Source organism: Fervidobacterium changbaicum, from assembly GCF_004117075.1.
Classification (GTDB): Bacteria; Thermotogota; Thermotogae; order Thermotogales; family Fervidobacteriaceae; genus Fervidobacterium; species Fervidobacterium islandicum.
In genome coordinates, this window is sequence record NZ_CP026721.1 from 923,863 (window position 1) to 944,233 (window position 20,371).

Annotated in this window: 31 protein-coding genes, 1 tRNA gene and 1 pseudogene; 2 read left to right on the plus strand and 31 right to left on the minus strand. The window is 41.5% G+C overall.

The features are described from left to right. The first annotated feature begins 126 nt into the window (after positions 1–126). Complete coding sequence (locus CBS1_RS04345) at positions 127–1,374, plus strand: coiled-coil domain-containing protein (protein WP_033191994.1); 1,248 nt, start codon at positions 127–129, stop codon at positions 1,372–1,374. A gap of 68 nt (positions 1,375–1,442) precedes the next feature. Here the strand turns inward: CBS1_RS04345 and CBS1_RS04350 are convergent. Then, positions 1,443–1,519: transfer RNA gene (locus CBS1_RS04350), tRNA-Pro, on the minus strand. Between the two features lie 211 nt (positions 1,520–1,730). Between CBS1_RS04350 and CBS1_RS04355 the strand changes: the two genes are divergently transcribed. Beyond that, positions 1,731–3,098: a response regulator gene (locus CBS1_RS04355; protein WP_033191995.1), complete on the plus strand. Its 1,368-nt coding sequence runs from the start codon at positions 1,731–1,733 to the stop codon at positions 3,096–3,098. 1 nt (position 3,099) lies between these two features. Here CBS1_RS04355 and CBS1_RS04360 read toward each other — a convergent pair whose 3' ends face one another. From CBS1_RS04360 to rplP, 30 genes and pseudogenes are all read right to left on the minus strand, one after another. Beyond that, positions 3,100–4,038 (minus strand): RluA family pseudouridine synthase, encoded by a 939-nt coding sequence (locus tag CBS1_RS04360; RefSeq protein ID WP_033191996.1) that lies wholly within the window; start codon positions 4,036–4,038, stop codon positions 3,100–3,102. Positions 4,039–4,204: 166 nt separating this feature from the next. Further along, positions 4,205–4,624 (minus strand): annotated as a pseudogene (lspA, locus tag CBS1_RS10635) (signal peptidase II); the annotation flags it as partial. Positions 4,625–4,644: 20 nt separating this feature from the next. Next, positions 4,645–5,499: a CheR family methyltransferase gene (locus tag CBS1_RS04370; protein ID WP_033191997.1), complete on the minus strand. Its 855-nt coding sequence runs from the start codon at positions 5,497–5,499 to the stop codon at positions 4,645–4,647. Further along, positions 5,438–6,235 carry a hypothetical protein gene (locus CBS1_RS04375; RefSeq protein ID WP_062946236.1) on the minus strand — a complete coding sequence of 266 codons (798 nt, stop codon included), beginning with the start codon at positions 6,233–6,235 and terminating at the stop codon, positions 5,438–5,440. The genes CBS1_RS04370 and CBS1_RS04375 overlap by 62 nt, the downstream gene beginning before the upstream one ends. Positions 6,236–6,302: 67 nt before the next feature. Next, on the minus strand, positions 6,303–7,061 hold the full coding sequence (locus CBS1_RS04380) for a YebC/PmpR family DNA-binding transcriptional regulator (RefSeq protein WP_033191999.1): 759 nt from the start codon (positions 7,059–7,061) through the stop codon (positions 6,303–6,305). A 46-nt stretch (positions 7,062–7,107) separates the two neighbouring features. Next, positions 7,108–7,722, minus strand: coding sequence for an ATP-dependent Clp endopeptidase proteolytic subunit ClpP (gene clpP, locus CBS1_RS04385; protein WP_033192684.1), 615 nt, complete (start codon positions 7,720–7,722; stop codon positions 7,108–7,110). Positions 7,723–7,763: 41 nt separating this feature from the next. Then, complete coding sequence (locus CBS1_RS04390) at positions 7,764–9,071, minus strand: trigger factor (RefSeq protein ID WP_033192000.1); 1,308 nt, start codon at positions 9,069–9,071, stop codon at positions 7,764–7,766. A gap of 113 nt (positions 9,072–9,184) precedes the next feature. Further along, positions 9,185–9,571: a 50S ribosomal protein L17 gene (rplQ, locus tag CBS1_RS04395; protein WP_033192001.1), complete on the minus strand. Its 387-nt coding sequence runs from the start codon at positions 9,569–9,571 to the stop codon at positions 9,185–9,187. A gap of 1 nt (position 9,572) precedes the next feature. Continuing rightward, positions 9,573–10,559, minus strand: coding sequence for a DNA-directed RNA polymerase subunit alpha (locus CBS1_RS04400; protein WP_033192002.1), 987 nt, complete (start codon positions 10,557–10,559; stop codon positions 9,573–9,575). Between the two features lie 5 nt (positions 10,560–10,564). Next, a complete protein-coding gene (rpsD, locus tag CBS1_RS04405; protein ID WP_033192003.1) occupies positions 10,565–11,194 on the minus strand; it encodes a 30S ribosomal protein S4 in 630 nt (209 codons plus the stop codon). A 40-nt stretch (positions 11,195–11,234) separates the two neighbouring features. Next, positions 11,235–11,624 carry a 30S ribosomal protein S11 gene (gene rpsK, locus CBS1_RS04410; protein ID WP_033192004.1) on the minus strand — a complete coding sequence of 130 codons (390 nt, stop codon included), beginning with the start codon at positions 11,622–11,624 and terminating at the stop codon, positions 11,235–11,237. A gap of 71 nt (positions 11,625–11,695) precedes the next feature. Beyond that, a complete protein-coding gene (rpsM, locus tag CBS1_RS04415; RefSeq protein WP_033192005.1) occupies positions 11,696–12,067 on the minus strand; it encodes a 30S ribosomal protein S13 in 372 nt (123 codons plus the stop codon). Between the two features lie 32 nt (positions 12,068–12,099). Beyond that, entirely contained in the window at positions 12,100–12,216 is a 117-nt protein-coding gene (gene rpmJ, locus CBS1_RS04420; protein ID WP_064011003.1) for a 50S ribosomal protein L36, read from the minus strand. Positions 12,217–12,256: 40 nt separating this feature from the next. Next, positions 12,257–12,520 (minus strand): translation initiation factor IF-1, encoded by a 264-nt coding sequence (infA, locus tag CBS1_RS04425; RefSeq protein WP_084384125.1) that lies wholly within the window; start codon positions 12,518–12,520, stop codon positions 12,257–12,259. Between the two features lie 46 nt (positions 12,521–12,566). Continuing rightward, on the minus strand, positions 12,567–13,316 hold the full coding sequence (gene map / locus CBS1_RS04430) for a type I methionyl aminopeptidase (protein WP_090221993.1): 750 nt from the start codon (positions 13,314–13,316) through the stop codon (positions 12,567–12,569). Next, positions 13,313–13,969: an adenylate kinase gene (locus tag CBS1_RS04435; RefSeq protein WP_090221994.1), complete on the minus strand. Its 657-nt coding sequence runs from the start codon at positions 13,967–13,969 to the stop codon at positions 13,313–13,315. The genes map and CBS1_RS04435 overlap by 4 nt, the downstream gene beginning before the upstream one ends. A gap of 14 nt (positions 13,970–13,983) precedes the next feature. Then, complete coding sequence (gene secY / locus CBS1_RS04440) at positions 13,984–15,270, minus strand: preprotein translocase subunit SecY (protein ID WP_033192009.1); 1,287 nt, start codon at positions 15,268–15,270, stop codon at positions 13,984–13,986. Between the two features lie 2 nt (positions 15,271–15,272). After that, complete coding sequence (gene rplO, locus CBS1_RS04445; protein ID WP_033192010.1) at positions 15,273–15,728, minus strand: 50S ribosomal protein L15; 456 nt, start codon at positions 15,726–15,728, stop codon at positions 15,273–15,275. Positions 15,729–15,748: 20 nt separating this feature from the next. Further along, positions 15,749–15,934 (minus strand): 50S ribosomal protein L30, encoded by a 186-nt coding sequence (gene rpmD / locus CBS1_RS04450; RefSeq protein WP_014451910.1) that lies wholly within the window; start codon positions 15,932–15,934, stop codon positions 15,749–15,751. Positions 15,935–15,937: 3 nt separating this feature from the next. Then, positions 15,938–16,468, minus strand: a complete 531-nt coding sequence (rpsE, locus tag CBS1_RS04455) for a 30S ribosomal protein S5 (protein ID WP_033192011.1) — start codon at positions 16,466–16,468, stop codon at positions 15,938–15,940. Between the two features lie 25 nt (positions 16,469–16,493). After that, entirely contained in the window at positions 16,494–16,862 is a 369-nt protein-coding gene (rplR, locus tag CBS1_RS04460) for a 50S ribosomal protein L18 (protein ID WP_033192012.1), read from the minus strand. 13 nt (positions 16,863–16,875) lie between these two features. After that, a complete protein-coding gene (gene rplF / locus CBS1_RS04465) occupies positions 16,876–17,430 on the minus strand; it encodes a 50S ribosomal protein L6 (protein WP_033192013.1) in 555 nt (184 codons plus the stop codon). 13 nt (positions 17,431–17,443) lie between these two features. Next, positions 17,444–17,848 carry a 30S ribosomal protein S8 gene (rpsH, locus tag CBS1_RS04470; protein WP_033192014.1) on the minus strand — a complete coding sequence of 135 codons (405 nt, stop codon included), beginning with the start codon at positions 17,846–17,848 and terminating at the stop codon, positions 17,444–17,446. A 17-nt stretch (positions 17,849–17,865) separates the two neighbouring features. Continuing rightward, positions 17,866–18,051 (minus strand): type Z 30S ribosomal protein S14, encoded by a 186-nt coding sequence (locus tag CBS1_RS04475; protein ID WP_029683944.1) that lies wholly within the window; start codon positions 18,049–18,051, stop codon positions 17,866–17,868. A 41-nt stretch (positions 18,052–18,092) separates the two neighbouring features. Beyond that, complete coding sequence (gene rplE / locus CBS1_RS04480; protein WP_033192015.1) at positions 18,093–18,647, minus strand: 50S ribosomal protein L5; 555 nt, start codon at positions 18,645–18,647, stop codon at positions 18,093–18,095. Between the two features lie 13 nt (positions 18,648–18,660). After that, positions 18,661–18,984 (minus strand): 50S ribosomal protein L24, encoded by a 324-nt coding sequence (gene rplX, locus CBS1_RS04485; protein ID WP_033192016.1) that lies wholly within the window; start codon positions 18,982–18,984, stop codon positions 18,661–18,663. A gap of 13 nt (positions 18,985–18,997) precedes the next feature. Then, a complete protein-coding gene (rplN, locus tag CBS1_RS04490; RefSeq protein ID WP_033192017.1) occupies positions 18,998–19,366 on the minus strand; it encodes a 50S ribosomal protein L14 in 369 nt (122 codons plus the stop codon). Next, positions 19,363–19,671, minus strand: coding sequence for a 30S ribosomal protein S17 (gene rpsQ, locus CBS1_RS04495; RefSeq protein WP_033192018.1), 309 nt, complete (start codon positions 19,669–19,671; stop codon positions 19,363–19,365). Before rpsQ ends, rplN begins: the two co-directional genes overlap by 4 nt. Before the next feature lie 5 nt (positions 19,672–19,676). Then, positions 19,677–19,877 (minus strand): 50S ribosomal protein L29, encoded by a 201-nt coding sequence (gene rpmC, locus CBS1_RS04500; RefSeq protein ID WP_014451920.1) that lies wholly within the window; start codon positions 19,875–19,877, stop codon positions 19,677–19,679. Continuing rightward, a complete protein-coding gene (gene rplP, locus CBS1_RS04505; protein ID WP_029683948.1) occupies positions 19,874–20,302 on the minus strand; it encodes a 50S ribosomal protein L16 in 429 nt (142 codons plus the stop codon). The genes rpmC and rplP overlap by 4 nt, the downstream gene beginning before the upstream one ends. Between the last annotated feature and the right edge of the window lie 69 nt (positions 20,303–20,371).

Below are 20,371 nucleotides of genomic sequence, written 5' to 3' on the forward strand. Positions count from 1 at the left end.
GCGCATCAGCGCCGTTTTTTGTTCAGAATAACAATTAAAAATTCTATGGAACTTTTTTTAACAAATCGTTATATAATAGATTTTGATTACCATCCTGTTCTTCAACCTTTGGAAGGGGGGATACTGATGAAAAGGTTATTCACGATTATTGCGGTTTTCATGATGTTAGTGATCATCCAACTTCCGATGTTTGCCGAAACCAGTTCCGGCCATCATCACGAAGAGGGTGAAGAGTGTGCCTGTGAAGTTGCTGAGTCAAGGGATATAACCATAGCAGAGAAAGAGTTACAAACTATCGATGAAGAACTAACAGCAAAGATTTCAGAACTGGAAGAGCTTACCAACATGTTGTACGAGCTCATTTCAACTAAGCTTAGCATCGAAGATTTCGAGATGTTCTCCAGTGAGCTCGAGCTCAGGTTATCCGAGGTCGAGCAAAAGCTTTTGAACGTGGAATCAACCATCGAAACGGGGCTTCCAGCAGTGCGCGATATGATTTACGAAATTTCTTCGAATTTGGATTCTTTGGAGAATCGGTTAACGGAATACATTAACGTTGCTACGGCACAATCAGTCGAGGAGGTAAAGACGACCGTCTTGGATGAAGTGAACACAAAACTCGCCGATATCGAAGTTACTTTGGATATCCATGACTCCGACATCCTGAAGATCTACGATTTGCTCGGAGAGGTTTCCGAAAAGCTGTCCTTACTTGAAGACACAATTAAATCACTTACGGAAATGAAAGATGCCACAAAGAGCGAAGTCTTTGACGAATTGAGCCCTATACTAGATGACCTACAAGTTGCTCTAAATATACACGATTCTGACATTTTAAAACTATATGACATCACATCAACACTGACTGAGGAAATAGCATCGATAGAAGAATCTATAGCGAATATCCTTCCACTTCAGGAGTCCCTCGAAACGGTCTCACTTAGATTAGACATGCACGATCAAGACATCGTAAACATCTATGATGCACTATCCACAAAGGCTAACGTCTCGGACGTTGAAGAGCTCACCGTTAGAATCGAGAACCTGGAAAGTGTCGTTGGGACACTGGGAAATTCGAATATTGAAGACAGGATATCCCTACTTGAGGAATACGCTAATATGATATACGACACCATGAGTACCAAACCGTCGCTTGAAGATGTTGAGCAGATGATAATTCCGGTAAAAGAAGAGATGGACAACATTTCGGTGTCATTGAAAACCGTTGCTGACAAAGTTAGCGCTCAGGATGTTGATATTGTCAAACTATATGGATACGTGACACAACTTTTCAACGAGGTGCAGAAACTGTCAGGAAGGATTTCTCTGATTGAAACAATGGTAAGGGAACTATATCAAAAAGAAGGGAAATAAAAACCCAAGAAGAATAAATGAAAGCCCGGGAATCCCCGGGCTTTCGCTTTCTAATTATTAAAAACACCTGGTCTGGGCGGTGGGACTTGAACCCACGACCACCAGATCCCGATTCTGGCGTTCTAGCCATCTGAACTACGCCCAGAACTTTAGATACCTAAACATCCCAAATCCTTTGTTTATTTTACCACACAGGTTCAACTTTATCAAGATTTTTTGAAATTTTTTTCTTTCCATATTCTTGTCTAAGGAATTTTTGTGTTATAATAAGTTTGTAAATCTAAAATTTACCTGATATGAACAAGAATTAACTTTTTCAAACTCCTTCAAAGATTATTAATCTTGGAGGCTTAGAGATGGAGAGAACGAAGATTTTAATAGTTGACGATTCGAAAACTGTTCATTCAGAACTTACAGCTATTTTAAGTGATATTTATCTGAATGGTAAAGTTTTAGATATAGAACATGCCTATGGGTTTGAAGACTTCCGGAAGATTTTTGTTCCTGAAAAGTATGCACTGGTCATTACCGATTTGGTTATGGAGCGCGATGATTCTGGAATCCAAGTTATAAATCACATTAGACATACGTATAACGATAAAAGAACCAGAATAATCCTTATGACCGCAAATCCCGAGAAGATACCCTCTGATTTATTAACAAAAGATTATGATGTGAATGCATACCTTGAAAAGAATCATCTTTCGCCGTTTTCAATGAAGCTCACGGTTCTCTCCATGTTAAAGACATATGAGGATATAGTCTCGCTTGAGCGTGCGATAGTAACGTTAGAAAACGTAACAGCGAACGCAACCGAAATGAGCTTGGAAGAACTGCTCATAAATACGTTTTTCCAAGTTCGAACGTTTTTGTCTTTAAAAAGACCGGACATAAAATTGAACGGTGAGATCTTTGTTAACAACGAGCGTATTTTTCCACCAAAATTCATCAAGAGCGAGCCTCTTGAACATAGGTATGATTTCCAAACAAAAGTGCAGGAAAATAGAATTCTTTTTAACATATATTCATCGAAAGAGTTAAATACACTCGAAATATCTTATGTTAGAAGTCTTTTGAAGAATCTTCAAAGGTCAGTTATTTCGACGAGGTATCCGGATGTTGAGGAAGAGTTTGTCATAATGCTCTCAAAGGTTGTTGAAGCGAAATCTGAGGAAACAGGTGACCATGTAAATCGTGTCGCTGAGCTTTCTGGATATTTGGCAGAAGCCTTGGGATTCAACTCGAGTGACGCGAATTTGATTAAGAAGGCTTCTGCTCTACACGATATCGGAAAAGTTGGAGTTCCAGACTACATACTCAACAAACCTGAGAAACTCAACGATAAGGAGTTTGCCGTTATAAAAGAGCATAGCATGATAGGATTTGAGATATTGCGCGATTCAACTTTAAATGTTTTTGAAATAGGGGCTGTTGTTGCCTTAGAACACCACGAAAGATGGGATGGAACAGGTTATCCCTACGGATTGCAAGGCGAAGAGATTGCCATCGAAGCTCGGATCGTACAGGTTGCCGATGTATTTGAAGCGTTAACCCATGCCAGGTGTTATCGCCCAGCTTGGCCCGTTGAAAAGGCTGTGGAGTATATGAACGATATGAAAGGTCAGCAGTTTGATCCAAAGGTAGTTGAAGCATTCAACAAGCATTTAAAAGATATGATTGCGATAGTGACCTCTCGCTACAATGAAGAAGTTCGAAACTTTTGAGTCAGTACCTGTCTTCAATGAATTTCTGAATGTTTTTGATCGCCCTCGCAAAATCTTCTGGCAATCTCGCAATGAATTTTACTCGTTCACCTGTTCTTGGATGGTAGAACGACAGGCTTAATGCATGGAGCATCTGCCTATGAATGTCGAACTTCTCATCTTCCTTTGCCTTTCCATATACTTCATCACCCATTAATGGATGCCCGATGTACTTCATGTGCACTCTTATTTGGTGTGTCCTTCCTGTCTTTGGCCATGCAAAGACCAACGAGGCCAAATCCCCAAACTTCCTCACAACCTTGTAATATGTGAGTGCTGGTTTCCCGTAATTGCTTTGTGTCACGGTCATTTTAACTCTCAGTACAGGATTTCGCGCGATGCTTACGTCTATATCCCCTTCACTTTTCTCTGGCACACCTTTTACAAGGCAAACATATAGCTTTTCCGTAACTCTGTCTTTGAATTGTTTGGTTAAAGACTGGTGGGCCAAATCATTCTTGGCTATTACCATAACACCGCTTGTGTCTTTGTCGAGCCTGTGGACGATTCCGGGGCGTAGTACACCGCCAACACCTTGTAAGTCTTTGCAGTGGTATAATACCGCGTTAACGATGGTCCCTGAAGTATGTGACGGAATAGGATGGGTTATGATGCCAGGCTGTTTGTTGATTACAAGGATATCTCTGTCCTCGTAGATGATATCCAACGGTATATTCTCAGGTAGAATTTCTGGAATCTGGGGTTTCTGAGGTACCATCAAGGTAATTGTATCCCCAGACTTCACCTTGTAGCTCGGCTTCTTCAAAGTTCCATTCACCAGAACCTCGCCATTCTTTATCGCTTTCTGAATAAACGTTCTTGATATCCAGTCTGGAGTCTTCTCCATCACGAATTTGTCTAGCCGCCAACCGTCTTCCCTGCTTGTTACCTGTATATCCATCTTCTCCAGTTGCTGAGGCTCCGGCTGTAGCTCCTCCATTTCGTCCAGTTCTTCCAGTTCCTCCATATTCTCCATGTCCTCGAAGTCGCCCGTATATTCTCTCATATATTCCCTTCTCTTCCCTCCGGTCTTTTGTGCTCTCAATCGTACCTTTATTCTTCGCTTTCGATTCGGCGATTATCATCTGGATCATTATACCTATGCTACCGATTGTAATAAAGATATCGGCTACGTTTATTATGGTGGGCCAGTAGGTGAACGTTAGAAAGTCGACAACGTAACCGTACCGTATACGGTCAACTAAGTTCCCTAATGCACCACCGACGATGAATCCAATGAACATCTCTGTTAGTTTGCTAACTTTGAATACCAATGGTATCAGAGAGGCAATAACGGTGATAATCAAAGTGAGGTAGATGACTGCCTCTTTTACACCGGGAAATAATCCAAATGCAATACCTCGGTTGGTAGCGTAAGTGAAATGGAAAAAGCCGAGAAAGGTTTTAATCTCACCAAACCGAAGATACAACGTTGCCAGATGCTTTGTGATTTGGTCTAGCGTGAGAGAAAGAACTATCCAAAACATTTGATCTCCCTTTCAAAAATCTATTTGACCTTTTTGTAAATAAACGGAGAAGCAACCTCAAGTCCAAGGTTTCTGTAATTGAATATCCTCTCCGTGTTACCCACGAATAATAGTCCGCCAACGCGTAGGCTTTCAGCAAACTTTCTGTAGAGCTCTTCTTTTGCTTCCATCTCAAAGTAGATAACAACATTTCTACAAAGTATCAAGTCGAAGCCTTTTTCAAATGGATCTTGGAGAAGATTGTGCCGTTTGAATTGAACGCGTGCTTTTACATTTGGTTTTACAATGTACTTTCCATCTCGAACGATGAAGTATTTCTGGATGTATTCCGGCGGTGTACTAACCATTGAACGTTCTTCGTATTCACCAATCTGCGCCCTTGTAAGCACGCCAATATCGATATCCGTTGCTAAAACCTTAGCTGTTGGAGGAGCTTTCAGCTCCTCAAGTAGTATCGCCAGTGAGTATGGTTCCTCACCTGAAGAGCATCCCGCACTCCAAGCCCGGAACTTCGAGCCGCTCTCCTGAAGAAGTTGAGGTAAAAATACCTTTTTTAATTCTTCCCATTTTTCCGGATTTCTGAAGAACTCCGTAACGTTAATCGTGAGCTTGTCAAGAAATTCGTCCCTCTTCTTGTTGTCTTTTGAAATGAGTTCGAAGTACTCTTTATAGCTCTTGCAATTGTACTTCCTTATAAGCATTTCAATGCGTCTTTTCATCCTTTCCGGCTTGTAACCGGAAAGGTCCAATCCCATCGTCTCTTTTACTTTTTCAACAAACCATTCGAACTGATCCCATGGGAGTTCTGGGATCTCACCAGATTGGAAATTCGAAATCCAAGCGAACTTCTTGTCCTTGAAGTCGTCCAATGACATACATCTCACCTACCTTCAAAATAACTTTCCCAGTTAAGACATTGCTTCCATCTATCACATCATTCAGCACATTGATCTCAAAATTATCAGTTTTCAATGTAAAACCTGATTTTGTCAAGAAATTACCATCTTTGTAAAAAGCAAGTGCGTAGATGAGAAAATTTTCGTCATTTAACAAAAGCCCCACACCGGTCTTATCACCAGCAAATAAGTATACTTTGTTGCCTGCTCCGATTGTAAATCCATCTTGCGAATTCTCGAAAAAGATATCCATACCGTAAACCCTGAACGTCACGTTAATATTAGTCTTATCGCTCAGTATTGAGAAGTAATCATTCTTGTGGATGTAGCCATCAGCAAAGTAACCTGTGTTAACCCAAGTTGCATTCCAGCTTTTTTTGGCGGGGTTGGCAAATGTTGTGAATGGGATATCGTTGTTCAGGTTTGAGTAGGTAACTTTATACGGTTCATTTCTGAATTCAAAATACTCAAACACATCGGAAAAATCAGGAATGAGTCTTACAAACCCAACTTTTTGTTCGACTTTGATACTTGCACTAAACGTAGCTACAAATTTCCAAAATGAAAAATCGTAGCGTCCGACTAATCTAAATGAAGTATCAAATGGAGAGACGCCAAAAAAGAGCGTCTCTCCCATTAGAAACGTATCCGCAATGAGAATTATAGCAACTAGTAACAAGAAGATACTCCTTACAATTGGAGCTCTACGTTTCAATGTGTTCAGCTCCATTCTCAATGTTTTTTACTATCGGGTCATCACAAAATATGCAATTCGAAACTGCTTAGCCTTCCAACTTTGCCATTATCGCTTCAAGTTCGGCATCGTCGATATCGAAGTTTCCGAAAACTTCCTGTACATCGTCGTTATCTTCAAGTGCATCGACAAGTTTTAAAACTTTCTCCGCATCTGAACCTGTTACTTTTACATAGTTCTTTGGTTTGTAAGTGATCTTTGCAGAACCTTCAAAGCCGTTCTTTGCAAGGTTTTCCTTCAGTGTTGTAAGGTTCTCAGGAGATGTGTAGACAAGCACTGGATCGCCTTCCTCTATGTCTTCCGCCCCTGCGTCAATTGCCAAGAGTGTGAATTCATCCATATCGGCGATCTTTTCTGCAGGTATTTCAACGACACCCTTTCTTTCGAAAATCCAAGCGACCGAACCGCTTTCGGCAAGTGAGCCACCGTTCTTGCTGAGTATGTGCCTCAATTCTTGCGCTGTTCTGTTCTTGTTATCCGTTAGTGCGAGAATGTAAAGCGCAACTCCACCAGGAGCGTATGCTTCGTAGATAACTTCTTCGTATTTTTCGCCTTCGAGTTCTCCAGTACCTTTCTTAATAGATCTTTCAATTGTATCTTTTGGCATGTTCGCTTCTCTTGCTTTTTCAAGAACAGCTCTCAACCTTGGGTTCGTTTCTGGATTTCCGCCACCTTCTCTTGCGGCAACGATGATTTCCCTAATGAGTTTTGTGAAGATTTTCGACCTCTTTGCATCCTGGGCGGCTTTCCTGTGCTTAATATTTGCCCACTTATTGTGACCCGACATACTCTCTTCCTCCCTACTCAGTTGTCTTATTTAAAATGCCTCTTGATTATCTTTCTCCCGGCATGATGACCCTATCTATTATACCATATTCCTGTGCTTCTTGTGCACTCATGAAGAAATCTCTGTCTGTATCTTTTTCTATCCTTTCTATCGGTTGACCAGTGTGCTTGCTAAGGATTTCGTTTAGGAGGTGTTTAATCCTCAAAAGTTCTTTCGTGAGTATCTCTACATCCTTAGCGGTTCCTTCCGCACCACCGAGTGGCTGGTGGATCATTATCCTGCTGTTTGGCAGCGAAAATCTCTTGCCTTTTGTACCTGCGGCAAGTAGCACTGCAGCCATTGAGGCAGCTTGACCAATACATATCGTTGCAACGTCGCATTTAACGTACTGCATCGTATCGTAAATGGCGAGTCCTGCCGTCACCAAACCTCCCGGTGAGTTGATGTAAAGCTGTATATCTTTGTCCGGGTTCTCCGCCTCCAAGAACAACAGCTGTGCAACAACAAGATTGGCGACGTGATCATCAATGGCACTACCAAGGAAGATAATCCTATCTTTTAAGAGCCTCGAGTAAATATCGTACGCACGCTCGTATCTACCTGTTGTTTCAATAACTATCGGCACGTACTGGTCGAGTATCTTTTTCATTTCTCTATCCATTTCCATAAACTCTCATCTCCCTAAACATTTCGAAAAGTTGCTTATTCCCTTTGCTCCTTTGTTTCTTCGTTTTGCTTTTCCTGTTCTTTAAACGATACTTCCTCTATCTGAGCCTGCTGTGCAAGAATCTTTGCAACCTTTGATTCTACTATCTCCATAACTACTTCGTTTCTTATATCCTGCCTGCTCTTGATTATCGCCTCAGCCCTATCCGGACTTACTCCCCATTCAACCGAAACTCTCTCAGCGTAAGTTTTTATATCTTCGGCATCAACTTTTATATCGTTTTCTTCCGCAATCTTTTTAACTACCAGGTCTTTCTTTATCATATTCAGGTAGTAATTCTTCAACTCTTCGACAAGCTTTTCTTCGCTTCCGTAATTTTGAACGTAGGAATCATATTTTCCATCTTCTTTCAGGTTATCTATAATGTTCTCGACAGCCCTTTCGATTGTCTTCTCGCTGATTTCAATTTCCGAAATTTCCGAAATTTGGTCAATAATCTGTGCACGGTAGGATTCTGCCAGTTCTCTGTCGTATATCTCTTTACCTTCTGTTCTAAACTTATCTTTGAGCTGTTCTGTTGTTTCTATGTTTTCAATTGCCAAAGACTTTACAAATTCATCGGTGAATTCTGGGAGAATTCTCTTGTATACCTCTTCTACTTCAAGGACGTATTTGTAGACGATTTTGTCATCGCCCTTTTCGAATGCTCTTTCGAATTCAACAACATCACCCTTTTTCTTTCCGTAAAGCTGTTTGACAACTTCTCTTTCGTCATCCTTTAACAAGACGTATTCTCTTTCTTCCGCATCCCTAAGTTTCTTCTCCCCGAGCATAACCGTTTCTTTCACCTTAACCAAGTCGCCTTCTTCTGCTTCGCCATCTTTTGGTTCGAGAACAGCGTTTTCCTCTATCACGTATTTTATTCTCATGTCAACATAACCATCAAGAACCTCGTCTTCCTTTGCCTTTCTTAGTTTGAGCTTTGTTGGGTCGAATTTAACTACCGGTTCCGTATGAAGTTCAACAACGACTTTTCCACCTTCTGCAGTGAAATTGGCATCGGCAATTACGGGGGGAAGAAGAAGTTGGAATTCTTCTTTATCGAGCTCCTTTTCGACCTCTTTAATCGCTTCATCCGCTACGTATATCTCATAGAATGCATCTTTTAACCTAAGTTTGTATACTTCTTTTGGAACTCTTCCGGGTCTGAAACCTTCGATGTGGTAATTTTTCCTGTTCAGCTCTGCCACGGCTTTGTCTTCGAGTCTCATTATATCTTCTTTGCCAAAAAGGTACTCTCTTATTATAACGTTCTTATCTTTTGAGATTTCTTTGACTTCCATCTTTGCACCTCCTGGATTCACCAAAAAACTGTTTTCTATTATTTATCACTTTAAAAAGGGGCATTCCGCCCCCTCTTTGTGTAGATAATCAGTTCCACATTTTTGACTCAGGATTACTCTTCAACAAGTTGAAGGACTGAAAGCTCTGCTCCGTCGCCTCTTCTCTGGCCAACTTTGATAACCCTTGTGTATCCTCCGTTTTTGGATGCGTATTTAGGAGCTATTTCATCGACAAGTTTATTTACGAGCCTTCTGTCACCAAGTTCTGCGAATATCTGTCTTCTGAGAGCAACACTTTCAGCCTTGTTTTCATCTTTTATCTTGTAAGCCTTTACTGCTTTTGTTATGAGTTTTTCAATGTACGTTTTCCCGACCTTTGCCTTAACCGTCGTCGTCATGATTGTTCCGTGTTCGATTATCTCTTTTGCAAGGTTTCTCATGAGAGAAGCCCTGTGTGAACCGTATCTATTGATTTTGTTCCTCTTCATTCGATGTCTCATCTCATTTGTCCCCCTTTCTTAGCGAAAGACCGAATTTTTCTCTGAGTTTTTCTTTCACTTCGTCAAGCGATTTCACACCAAAATTTTTGATTTTTAGTAAGTCCTCTTCAGTTCTTTCGAGCAAGTCGCCTATTGTCTCTATTTTGTCTCTTTTCAGACAATTCAGTGACCTTGCTGAAAGCTCAAGCTCTTCTATCTTTTTCGATGCAACATCTTCAGCCGATACACTTTCTTCAACTACAGAATATGTTTCTTCATATGCTGGAATTGGTAGTTCTTCGACGTCGCTAAGGCTCTGCTCAATGAAATTGAAGTGGTCGAGTATGATCTTTAGCGAATGTTTCAATGCCTCGGCCGGCTTTATGCTCTTTTTCGTCCAGATTTCAAGTATCAATTTCTCAAAGTCTGTTCTTTTATCAACACGTACGTTCTCAACGAGCCAGTTCACTTTCAAAACAGGACTGTAAACACCATCCATGACAATCCAGCCTATCTCTGGTCTTTCGTTTCTTTCGCTCGCTGGAACGAAACCTTTACCAAACGTTGCGTAGAGCTCAACTTCGATATCAGCATCTTCATTAAGCGTGGCTATGTAATGATTTGGATTTACCACCACGACGCCTGCTGGGCATTGAATATCTTTCGCCGTTAATATAGCTGGACCCTTCTTTTCGATTATCAGCTTAACTGGAGATTCGACGTACGCTTCTACACGCAACTGAACTTTTTTCAAATTCAACAAGATATCCATTATGTCTTCTTTAACGCCTTCTATTGTATCGAACTCGTGGTACTTTTCAGGCTTTACAAATCTAACATCCGTAATTGCAAAGCTTGGTATGGAAGAGAGCAAAACTCTCCTCAACGTGTTTCCTATCGTAACTGCATAGCCCTTTTCAAGCGGCGCCATTGAGTATTTCGCATAGTAGTGGTCTTCGTAAACCGCTTGCTCCTCGAGCTTGAACTTTCTTCCAAAAGTTTGAAGCATTAACATCACCTCGAGTAGAATTCAACGATAGCCTGTACATTGACTGGAAGGTCTGTAACTTCTTCAAGTTTCGGATTCCTGACGTATTTTCCTGTGAATTGGTCGTAATCGACTTCAAGCCATGGAGCAACTGCTCTACCTTTGTTAAGTTCAAGTGCTTGCTTTATCGGCTGAATTCCTCTGCTGCTTTCTTTTATTGAGATTGCATCACCGGGTCTTACTTGGTAAGATGGTATGTCAACCTTCTTACCGTTCACAAGTATGTGACCATGGGAAACGAGCTGCCTTGCAGTTCGTCTATTGATGGCAAATCCAAGTCTATATACCACGTTATCAAGTCTTCTTTCGACCTGAGCAACCAAGTTTTCACGGGTATCGCCCGATTGCTTTGCTGCCCTTTCGTAGTAAATCCTGAACTGTTTTTCAAGAACTCCGTATATTCTCTTCATCGTCTGTTTAGCTCTCAATTGCAAACCGTATTGCGTTAATTTTTTCTTCTCCCTACCGTGCTGTCCGGGTGCGAATGGTCTTTTATCGAAAGGACACTTTTCGCTGAAACATCTTTCGCCTTTCAAATAGAGCTTCATTCCTTCTCTTCTACACAGCCTGCAAAGAGCACCTGTATATCGTGCCATTATTTTCCCTCCTTATCACTTAGACACCAAATTGAGCTGATTATACTCTTCTTCTTTTCGGTGGTCTGCATCCGTTAAATGGAATTGGTGTAGCATCTTTTATGTTTTCAATTTCCAGTCCTGCCGCTTGAAGTGTTCTTATAGCTGTTTCTCTACCTGCACCAGGTCCTTTAACGATTACATCTACCCTTTTGATTCCCATTTTAACAGCTTCTTTTGCAACCTTGTCTGCTGCAAGTTGTGCCGCGTAAGGTGTTCCTTTCCTTGTTCCTTCAAAACCTGCCGTTCCTCCACTGCCCCAGCTTAACACATTTCCATTTGGGTCCGTCAATGTGACTATTGTGTTATTGTACGTGGATTTGATGTGGACTACACCGTGGTCAACGGTTACCTTTTTCTTAGCTTTCGCTCTTGTTCGACCTTTCGCCATTTAGCTTTCCCTCCTTCGGTTCTCTCAGTCCTCAGAAATATCTTGAATAACCTAACCGGTCAAGTCTTTACTTATTTACCCTTTTTCTTAATCCTACTTGGTCTCGGACCTTTGCGTGTCCTTGCATTTGACCTGGTCCTCTGACCTCTCACTGGAAGCCCCAGTTTGTGCCTTAAGCCGCGGTAACACCCGATATCTATGAGCCTTTTGATATTTCTCATGACTTCTGTTCTTAATTCACCTTCGACCTTGTAGTTCTGCTGAATAAACGACGAAATCTTGCTGATTTCATCTTCTGTGAGGTCCTTAACTCTTTTTTCTGGATCTACACCTGTGTGTTTACAGATTTCGAGTGCTCTGGTTGGTCCAATTCCGTATATGTATCTAAGAGCAATATGTACTTTCTTGTTGCTCGGTATTTCAACACCAACGATACGAGCCATTAATCTCCCTCCTCAAAAGATTTTCCACTATCTTAACCCTGTCTCTGGTTGTGTTTTGGGTTTACTTTGCAAATAACGTAAACTCTACCTTTTCTTCTTATAATCTTACAGTACTCGCATCTTTTCCCAACGGATGCTTTTACTTTCATAGCTCCCTCTCCTTTCGGAAAAAATTTGTTCTATTATCATTTATTCTTCGTCGTCAAGTATCTCTTCTTCACCTTTAGCGTCGAGCTTTTTTCGATAAACTATTCGGCCACGTGTAAGGTCGTAAACCGTTAGTTCGACAACCACACGGTCTCCTGGTACAAGCCTGATAAAATTTTTGCGCATCTTTCCAGACACGTGTGCCAACACCTTGAAACCGTTGTCTAGCTGTACTCTGAACATAGCGTTGGGTAGTGCTTCAACTATTGTTCCTTCCATTCGTATGACGTCTTCCTTGTTTTTCAGAAAAATCACCTCTCAGCCTTCCGAGACTTTCCGCCTGGTTAAAAAACTACAAAGTTGTTAATACCTCACAACCACTCTCGGTTACAACAATAGAATGTTCAAAATGTGCTGATCTCTTACCGTCAACGGTAACAACCGTCCAACCATCTTCCAAAACCACTACGTGACAGCCGCCTTCAGTAACCATAGGTTCTATCGCAAGTGTCATTCCCGCCTTCAAGATTACACCCGTGCCGGGCTTTCCATAATTTGGAACCTGCGGATCTTCGTGAAGTTGCTTGCCGATTCCGTGTCCTACAAAATCTCTGACCACGTTAAATCCGTTGCTTTCTACATAGCTTTGAATGGTGTAAGATACATCTCCCAATCTGATACCAGGTTTCACAACCTCTATTGCCCTCATTAGCGATTCTTTAGTGACCTCGACAAGCTTTTGACCTATCTCGTCAGTCGTTCCAACTATAAACGTTGCTGCCCCGTCTCCATAGTATCCTTCGTAAATTGCCCCGACATCTACTGAGACAATATCACCTTTTTTGAACACCTTGCTTTTCAAGGGAAACCCGTGAATAACCTCTTCGTTTACGGAAACCGTCGTGATATAAGGATATCCACCGTAACCCTTGAAAGCTGGTTTGCAGCGATATTCCTTAATGACCTTTTCTGCCATGATTTCTATATCGTACGCAGTTGCTCCCTCAACAACTAATCTCCTTGCTTGCTCAAGCACCGCTGCAACCGCACGACCTGCTATTCTCATTTTTTCTATCTCGTGCTTGGTCTTTACACGTATCATTTCTTTTCAATACCACCCAATATATTAAACAACATTTTCATTACTTCTTCTACACTCTTTCTTCCGTCCAAAGTAAAAAGTTTGTTTTGATTTCTATAATATTCGATTAACGGCGATGTTTTTTCGATGTAGACTCTGTATCTGCCTCTAACAACATCTTCTTTGTCGTCTTCTCTTTGGATGAGTTGCCCACCGCAATCGTCACAAATACCTTCGGTTTTTGGTGGTAAAGTGATCAAATTGTAAACCTTTCCACACTTTGAGCAGACTCTTCTTGTTGAAATCCTCTGAACGACCGTTTCCTCGTCTATTTCGAAATATATAGCCGCGCAAAGTGCTTTCCCCATAGCAGAGAGCATTTCGTCCAATGCTTTGGCTTGGTTTAGTGTTCTTGGGTAACCGTCCAAAATGAACCCGTTTGCACAATCTGGCTGTTTCAATCTTTCTTCAACTAAAGCGTTCGTAAGCTCGTCTGGAACGAGGTTCCCTGAATTGACAATGTCTTGGACCTTTTTCCCAAGCTCAGTACCCTTTGCTATGGCCTCTCTAAAAATATCACCTGTTGAGATGTGAGGAATATTGTATTTTTCCACAACTCTTTTCGCGTAAGTTCCCTTTCCCGCACCCGGAGGTCCTAAGAAGACCAAGTTCATAATTCCACCTTCTTTTATTTCCTACCAGCTATTTTACCCTTCTTAACAAATCCTTCGTAGTTTCTCATGATAAGGTGTGCTTCGAGCTGCTGTGCGATATCGAGTGCTACACCAACAGCGATAAGCGCACTTGTCCCACCAAGCCAGATGTTTACCCTGGTTATACCCTCAACGAGGTACGGAAGCAGGGAAATACCTACCAAGAAGATAGCACCTATGAACGTCACCCTGTTGAGTACGTAAGTGATGTATTCTTCCGTCGGCTTACCTGCCCTGATACCAGGGATAAATCCACCGTAACGTTTGATATTCTCCGAGATGTCCTTTGGATCAATAACTACAACGCTGTAGAAGTATGTAAAGAAGAATATGAGTAGTGCGTAGATTATTATCATAAGTGGGCTCTGCATACTGAAGAGCTTGACTGCCCATTGAGCACCTGTTATTTGAGCGATTGCTTCAGGAATACTGACAATTGCCCATGCGAAGATTATTGGAATAACTCCCGAGTGGTTGACCTTTATCGGCAGGTATGTGCTCGTTCCACCATATATCCTTCTTCCAACCATCCTTGTCGCATACTCGATCTTGATTCTTCTTTCAGCTTGTTGAACGTAGATGATAGCAACAACCATGAATATCGCAACAGCGATGAGGAAAATCCAACCGAAGATGTTGAGATTGCCAAGAACAGCAGTCCTGAAGTAAGCCGGGTACCTTGAAACGATACCTGCGAAAATGAGTATACTTACACCATTTCCGATACCTTTTTCCGTGATCCTGTCACCTATCCAAAGAAGGAACATCGTTCCAGCAACAAGAGATACCGTTGAAACAAATGAGAATAACCATCTGTTAACAGCTATTATACCTTGATAACTGTTTGCCAAACCAAATGAAACCACAAACGATTGGAGCGCTGCGAGTCCAAGCGTGAGGTTTTTTGTGTAGTGCTGGAATTTCTTCCTTCCCTCTTCTCCCTCTTTTAAAAGTTCTTTGAGTGAAGGAATGATGGAAGCAAGTAACTGCATGATAATCGATGCGTTGATATACGGTGTAACGCTCATTGAGAATACTGAGAATCGGCTGAATGCACCACCGGTGAAAACGTCATAGAAACTAAGAACGCCACCGGCAAGGCCGGTGCCCTGCTTGGAAAGCGCTTCCCCCCAAGCTTTGATGTTTATACCAGGAACTGGAACGTAAATTCCCAACCTGAAAACAAGTAACATTAAGAATGTAAAGATAACCCTATCCCGAACCTCTGGAATCTTCATCGCATTGCGCAGCGCTTTCCACATTATTAGATCACCTCTATTTTACCGCCGACTTTTTCTATCTTCTCTTTCGCCTTTTCACTGAATTTGTGTGCCTTAACCACAAGTGGCTTGGTTATTTCCCCTCTTGCAAGTATCTTGACACCATCGTACAATTTGTCAATTATGCCTCTTTCCAAAAGAACTTCTGGAGTTACTACATCGTTGCTTTCGAATTTTTCTTCAAGTGTGTCAAGATTAACAACTGCATAGACCTTCTTAGCGAAGTTCTTAAATCCAAACTTTGGAAGTCTTCTGTGTAATGGTGTCTGACCACCTTCCAACCATGGACTAACTTTACCTTTTCCTCTTGCCTTCTGACCTTTGTGTCCTTTACCTGCCGTTTTACCCTTTCCTGAACCCTGACCTCTCCCAAGACGTTTGAATTTCTTATTTGAACCTGGTGTTGGTCTGAGCTGGTCTATAGTTAGAATTTCAGGCATTTCTGATTCCCTCCTTATTTTTATTCTTCAATCTCTTCAACCTTAAGAAGGTGCTTTACCTTTTCAACCATACCTCTTATCTGCGGAGTATCATCTTTAATTACCGTCTGGTGCATTTTTCTCAAACCAAGTCTTCTGACCGTATCTTTTTGGTCGTATTTGTATCCAATTGGACTTCTCACAAGCGTAATTTTCAGCTTTTTCATATCTTAGCCCTCCTTTTTTACTCCGCGAACTACTTGAGCAGGGGTTATATCTCTTAGCGCTGCTATCTTTTCAATTGGATAGAGGTTCTTAATACCATTAATCGTTGCCTGAGCCATAACAACTGGGTTTGTTGAACCCATAGCCTTTGTCAAAACGTTTTGAACACCAGCCAGTTCAAGAATAGCACGGACCGTACCATTTGCGATGATACCAGTACCGGGTGCAGCTGGCTTCATAAGTATTTTTGCTGCATCTTGTCTACCAATTACTTCGTGAGGAATTGTTCCTTTCACTACAGGTACATCGATGATATTCCTTCTTGCGCTGACGAGTGCCTTTCTAATTGCATCTGGCACTTCTCTTGCTTTTCCTACTCCAACACCTACTTTACCTTCCCTGTTACCAACAACAGCAAGAACTCTGAATGAAAGGTTCTTACCACCTTTTGTAACCTTTGTTGTTCTTCTGATTTCTATTATTCTTTCTTCAAATGTTTCAGCAGATTGTTTTATCTTTTCTGTAATTTCTGACACTGTGAGCACCTCCTAACCTATACAATTAGAATTTCAATCCAGCTTCTCTTGCAGCATCCGCAAGAGCCTTAATTCTTCCGTGGTACTTGAATCCACCGCGGTCAAAAACAACGGTAGTTATACCTTTTGCCAGCGCTCTTTCGGCTATAATCTTTCCGACCTCTTTAGCTGCTGCTACGTTCCACGTCTTCTTAACCTTTTCCTTTATATCCTTCTCGACAGTGGATGCTGCGACGAGCGTTCTTCCAGCAATGTCATCTATTATCTGTGCATAGATGTGCTTCTCACTTCTGTAAACGGCGAGTCTTGGTCTTTCGGGCGTTCCAAATATCTTCTTTCTTATTCTTCTATGCCTGATAAGTCTCAATTTCTTGCGATCTTCTCTCTTAATCACGTTTTATACCCCCTTATGCTTTCTTTCCTTCTTTGAGTCTGATGACCTCGTCTACATACTTAATACCCTTGCCACTGTACGGGTTCGGTTCTCTCCATCTTCTGATGTCAGCTGCGAATTGTCCTACTCTCTGTTTATCAATACCGCTGACGATGATTTTGTTCGGTGCTGGTACTTCAACCTTTACATCGGCAGGTATTTCCATTTCTACGGGGTGCGCATAACCAAGGTTCATAACGAGCTTGTTTCCCTGAAGCTGAGCCCTGTAACCAACACCAACGATTTCAAGCTCTTTTTTGAATCCTTCAGTAACACCTATCACCATGTTCCTTACAAGTCTCCAATATGTACCAACCATCGCTTTGAACTTTCTTTCGTCTGCTTTCCTTTTTGCAATCTCAAGATTTGGTGAGAACCATACTTCATTTCCTTCAATTTTGATATTTACATAGGGATGAGCTGCGAGTTTCAACTCGCCTTTCGGACCCTTTACTTTTATTTCAGAGTCGGTGATTGTTAATTGAACGTTCGATGGAAGTACGACGGGCTTTTTCGCAATACGAGACATAGGCTGCACCTCCTTACCAGATATAGGCGATAACTTCTCCACCGACTCCAAGTTCTGCTGCTTCTTTGTCGGTGAGCACACCTTTGGATGTTGAGATTATCGCAATTCCTAAACCATTCTTCACTCTTGGAAGATTGTTCTTGCCTACGTATATCCTTCTTCCTGGTTTTGATACGCGAACAATTCCGTGAATTACTCTTTCTTTGTTCTTTCTGGATCCTTTGTACTTCATCTGGATTCTGAGTATTCCCTGCTTTCCATCTTCAATGTACGTATATCCTTTTATGAATCCTTCTCTTGCCAAAATATCTGCTATCGCCTTTTTCAAATTTGAAGCAGGAACATCTACTTGATCTTTGAAAACAAGGTTTGCATTTCTAATTCTTGTAAGCATGTCAGCTATTGGGTCGCTCCACACGGTTAACACCTCCACGATTACCAGCTTGCTTTCCTAACGCCCGGGAGTTTTCCCTCGTTAGCGAGTCTTCTGAAGCAAACTCTGCATATTCCAAATTCTCTATAAACTGAATGTACTCTTCCACAAATGTGGCACCTTGTGTATTCTCTTACTTTGTACTTTTTCGGCTTTTTCCATCTTTCGACCATTGATTTCTTCGCCATTTAATATTCCCTCCTCACGTTGAACTACTTTTCTACTGAAATTACTGTTTTCTGAACGGGAAGCCGAGTAATTCTAATAACCTCCTTGCTTCCTCGTCTTTCTTTGCCGTCGTAACAATTATGATATCCATTCCCTGAATTCTCTTGATCTGGTCTGGCGAAATTTCTGGGAAGACAAGTTGTTCTGTTAAACCAAAGCTATAGTTTCCTTTTCCATCAAATGAGTTCGGATTGAGTCCTCTGAAGTCCCTAACTTTTGGAAGGACAAGGTTGACAAGCTTGTAAACGAAATTGTACATTCTTGGTCCTCTGAGCGTTACTTTGACACCGATTGTCATGCCTTTTCTGATTTTGAAGTTTGATATACTCTTCTTTGCTCTTGTAATAAGGGGTTTTTGACCGGTAATTAATGAGAGTTCTCTTGCGTGTGACTCAATAACATCCTTGTTTCTGGCACCTTCACCAACACCCATGTTGATGACAACTTTTACAAGTCTCGGAACCTCGTGGATGTTCTTGTATCCAAACTCTTTCATTAACGTCGGTACCACTTCTTTAAGGTATTTATCTTTCAGCGGTACGTATTCGTAGGCCATTTTTTACTCCTCCTTACTTCTTATCTATGATTTCTCCGCATTTCTTGCAGAATCTCACCTTTGAACCGTCTTCTAGTACTTTAAATCCAACTCTTGTTGGCTTGTCACAGCTAGGACACACGAGCATAACTTTTGACCAGTAAAGTGGTGATTCTTTCTCGATGATTCCGCCTTGTCTCAATTGTCCTGTTGGTCTTTGGTGTCTCTTTACTACATTAACTCCTCTGACAAGCAATTTTTGTTCCTTTGGGAGAACCTGGATAACCTCTCCTCTTTTACCTTTGTCCCTTCCAGAAATAACCTGGACTGTATCGCCTTTTTTAATCTTCTGTGCCATCGATTACCACCCCTTACCATACTTCTGGAGCAAGAGATACGATTTTCATGAAACCTTTTTCTCTAAGTTCCCTTGCCACTGGCCCAAAGACACGTGTTCCTTTTGGTTGATTGAACTTATCAAGTACAACTGCTGCGTTGTCATCGAACCTTATGTAGCTTCCGTCTGGTCTTCTAATTTCTTTTTTCGTTCTTACTATAACTGCTTTAACAACGTCACCTTTTTTAATGTCAGTGTTTGGAACAGCTTCTCTAACGCTGCAAACGACTATATCTCCAACTGTTCCGTATTTCTTGTGTGAGCCTCCAAGCACTCTTATAACCCTTAAAACCTTAGCACCGGAATTGTCCGCCGCTACGAGGTAGCTTTCGTTTTGTATCATTGTTCACTACCCCCTTCAACTAGGTCTGTGTCTAATACCTCTGTCTCAGGCGTTTCTCCAAGTTTCGATCTTTCGACAATTCTTACAACAACCCATCTCTTAAGTTTGCTAAGGGGTCTTGATTCTTCGATTTCAACAACATCTCCGACTCTGCAGGCGTTGTTTTCATCGTGTGCGTAGAATTTCTTGGACCTCTTAACGTACTTTCCGAACTTTGGATGTTTAACGAGTCTTTCAACTTTAACTGTTACTGTCTTATCCATTTTATCGCTTACAACAACTCCGATGAATCTTTTCTTAGGCATGTGGATTACCTCCTTATACCAAGTTCACGTTCGCGAAGGATTGTCTTGATTCGTGCAATGTCTCTTTTTGTCTTCTGAATCAAGCTGAAATCTCTGAGTTCTCCCATCGCGTTCTGAAATCTCAAGTTCATGAGCGTTCTTTTCTTTTCTTCAAGTAGCTTTAACAATTCTTCATTACTCATATTTCTAATTTCCACAGGTTTCATACTGCTTCACCACCTATGTGATGTCTCGTGACTATTTTTGTCTTTATCGGGAGCTTTGTCGCCGCATATTCGAGCGCTCTAATAGCTGTCTCTTCGTCCACACCACCGATTTCAAACATAACCTTTCCTGGTTTCACTACTGCAACCCATCCTTCGACGTTACCCTTTCCCTTTCCAAGCTTCGTTTCAGGTGGATGTTTTGTATAAGATTTGTCTGGGAATATTTTTATCCAAAGTTTTCCTTCTTTCTTAAGTGTCCTTGTTATAGCCAACCTACATGCTTCTATCTGTTGTGCTGTGATCCAAGCCGGTTCTAATGCCTTAAGGCCGTATTCACCAAATGCGACCAATGCTCCGCCTTTTGCATCGCCCTTTGTTCGGCCTCTCTGCTGTTTTCTGTATTTTACTCTTTTCGGCATCAACATGGTTTTGCTAACCTCCTTTTACGCTATATCGTGTCATGCTCTCGAGTCAATCGCAGGCAAATGCTTCTG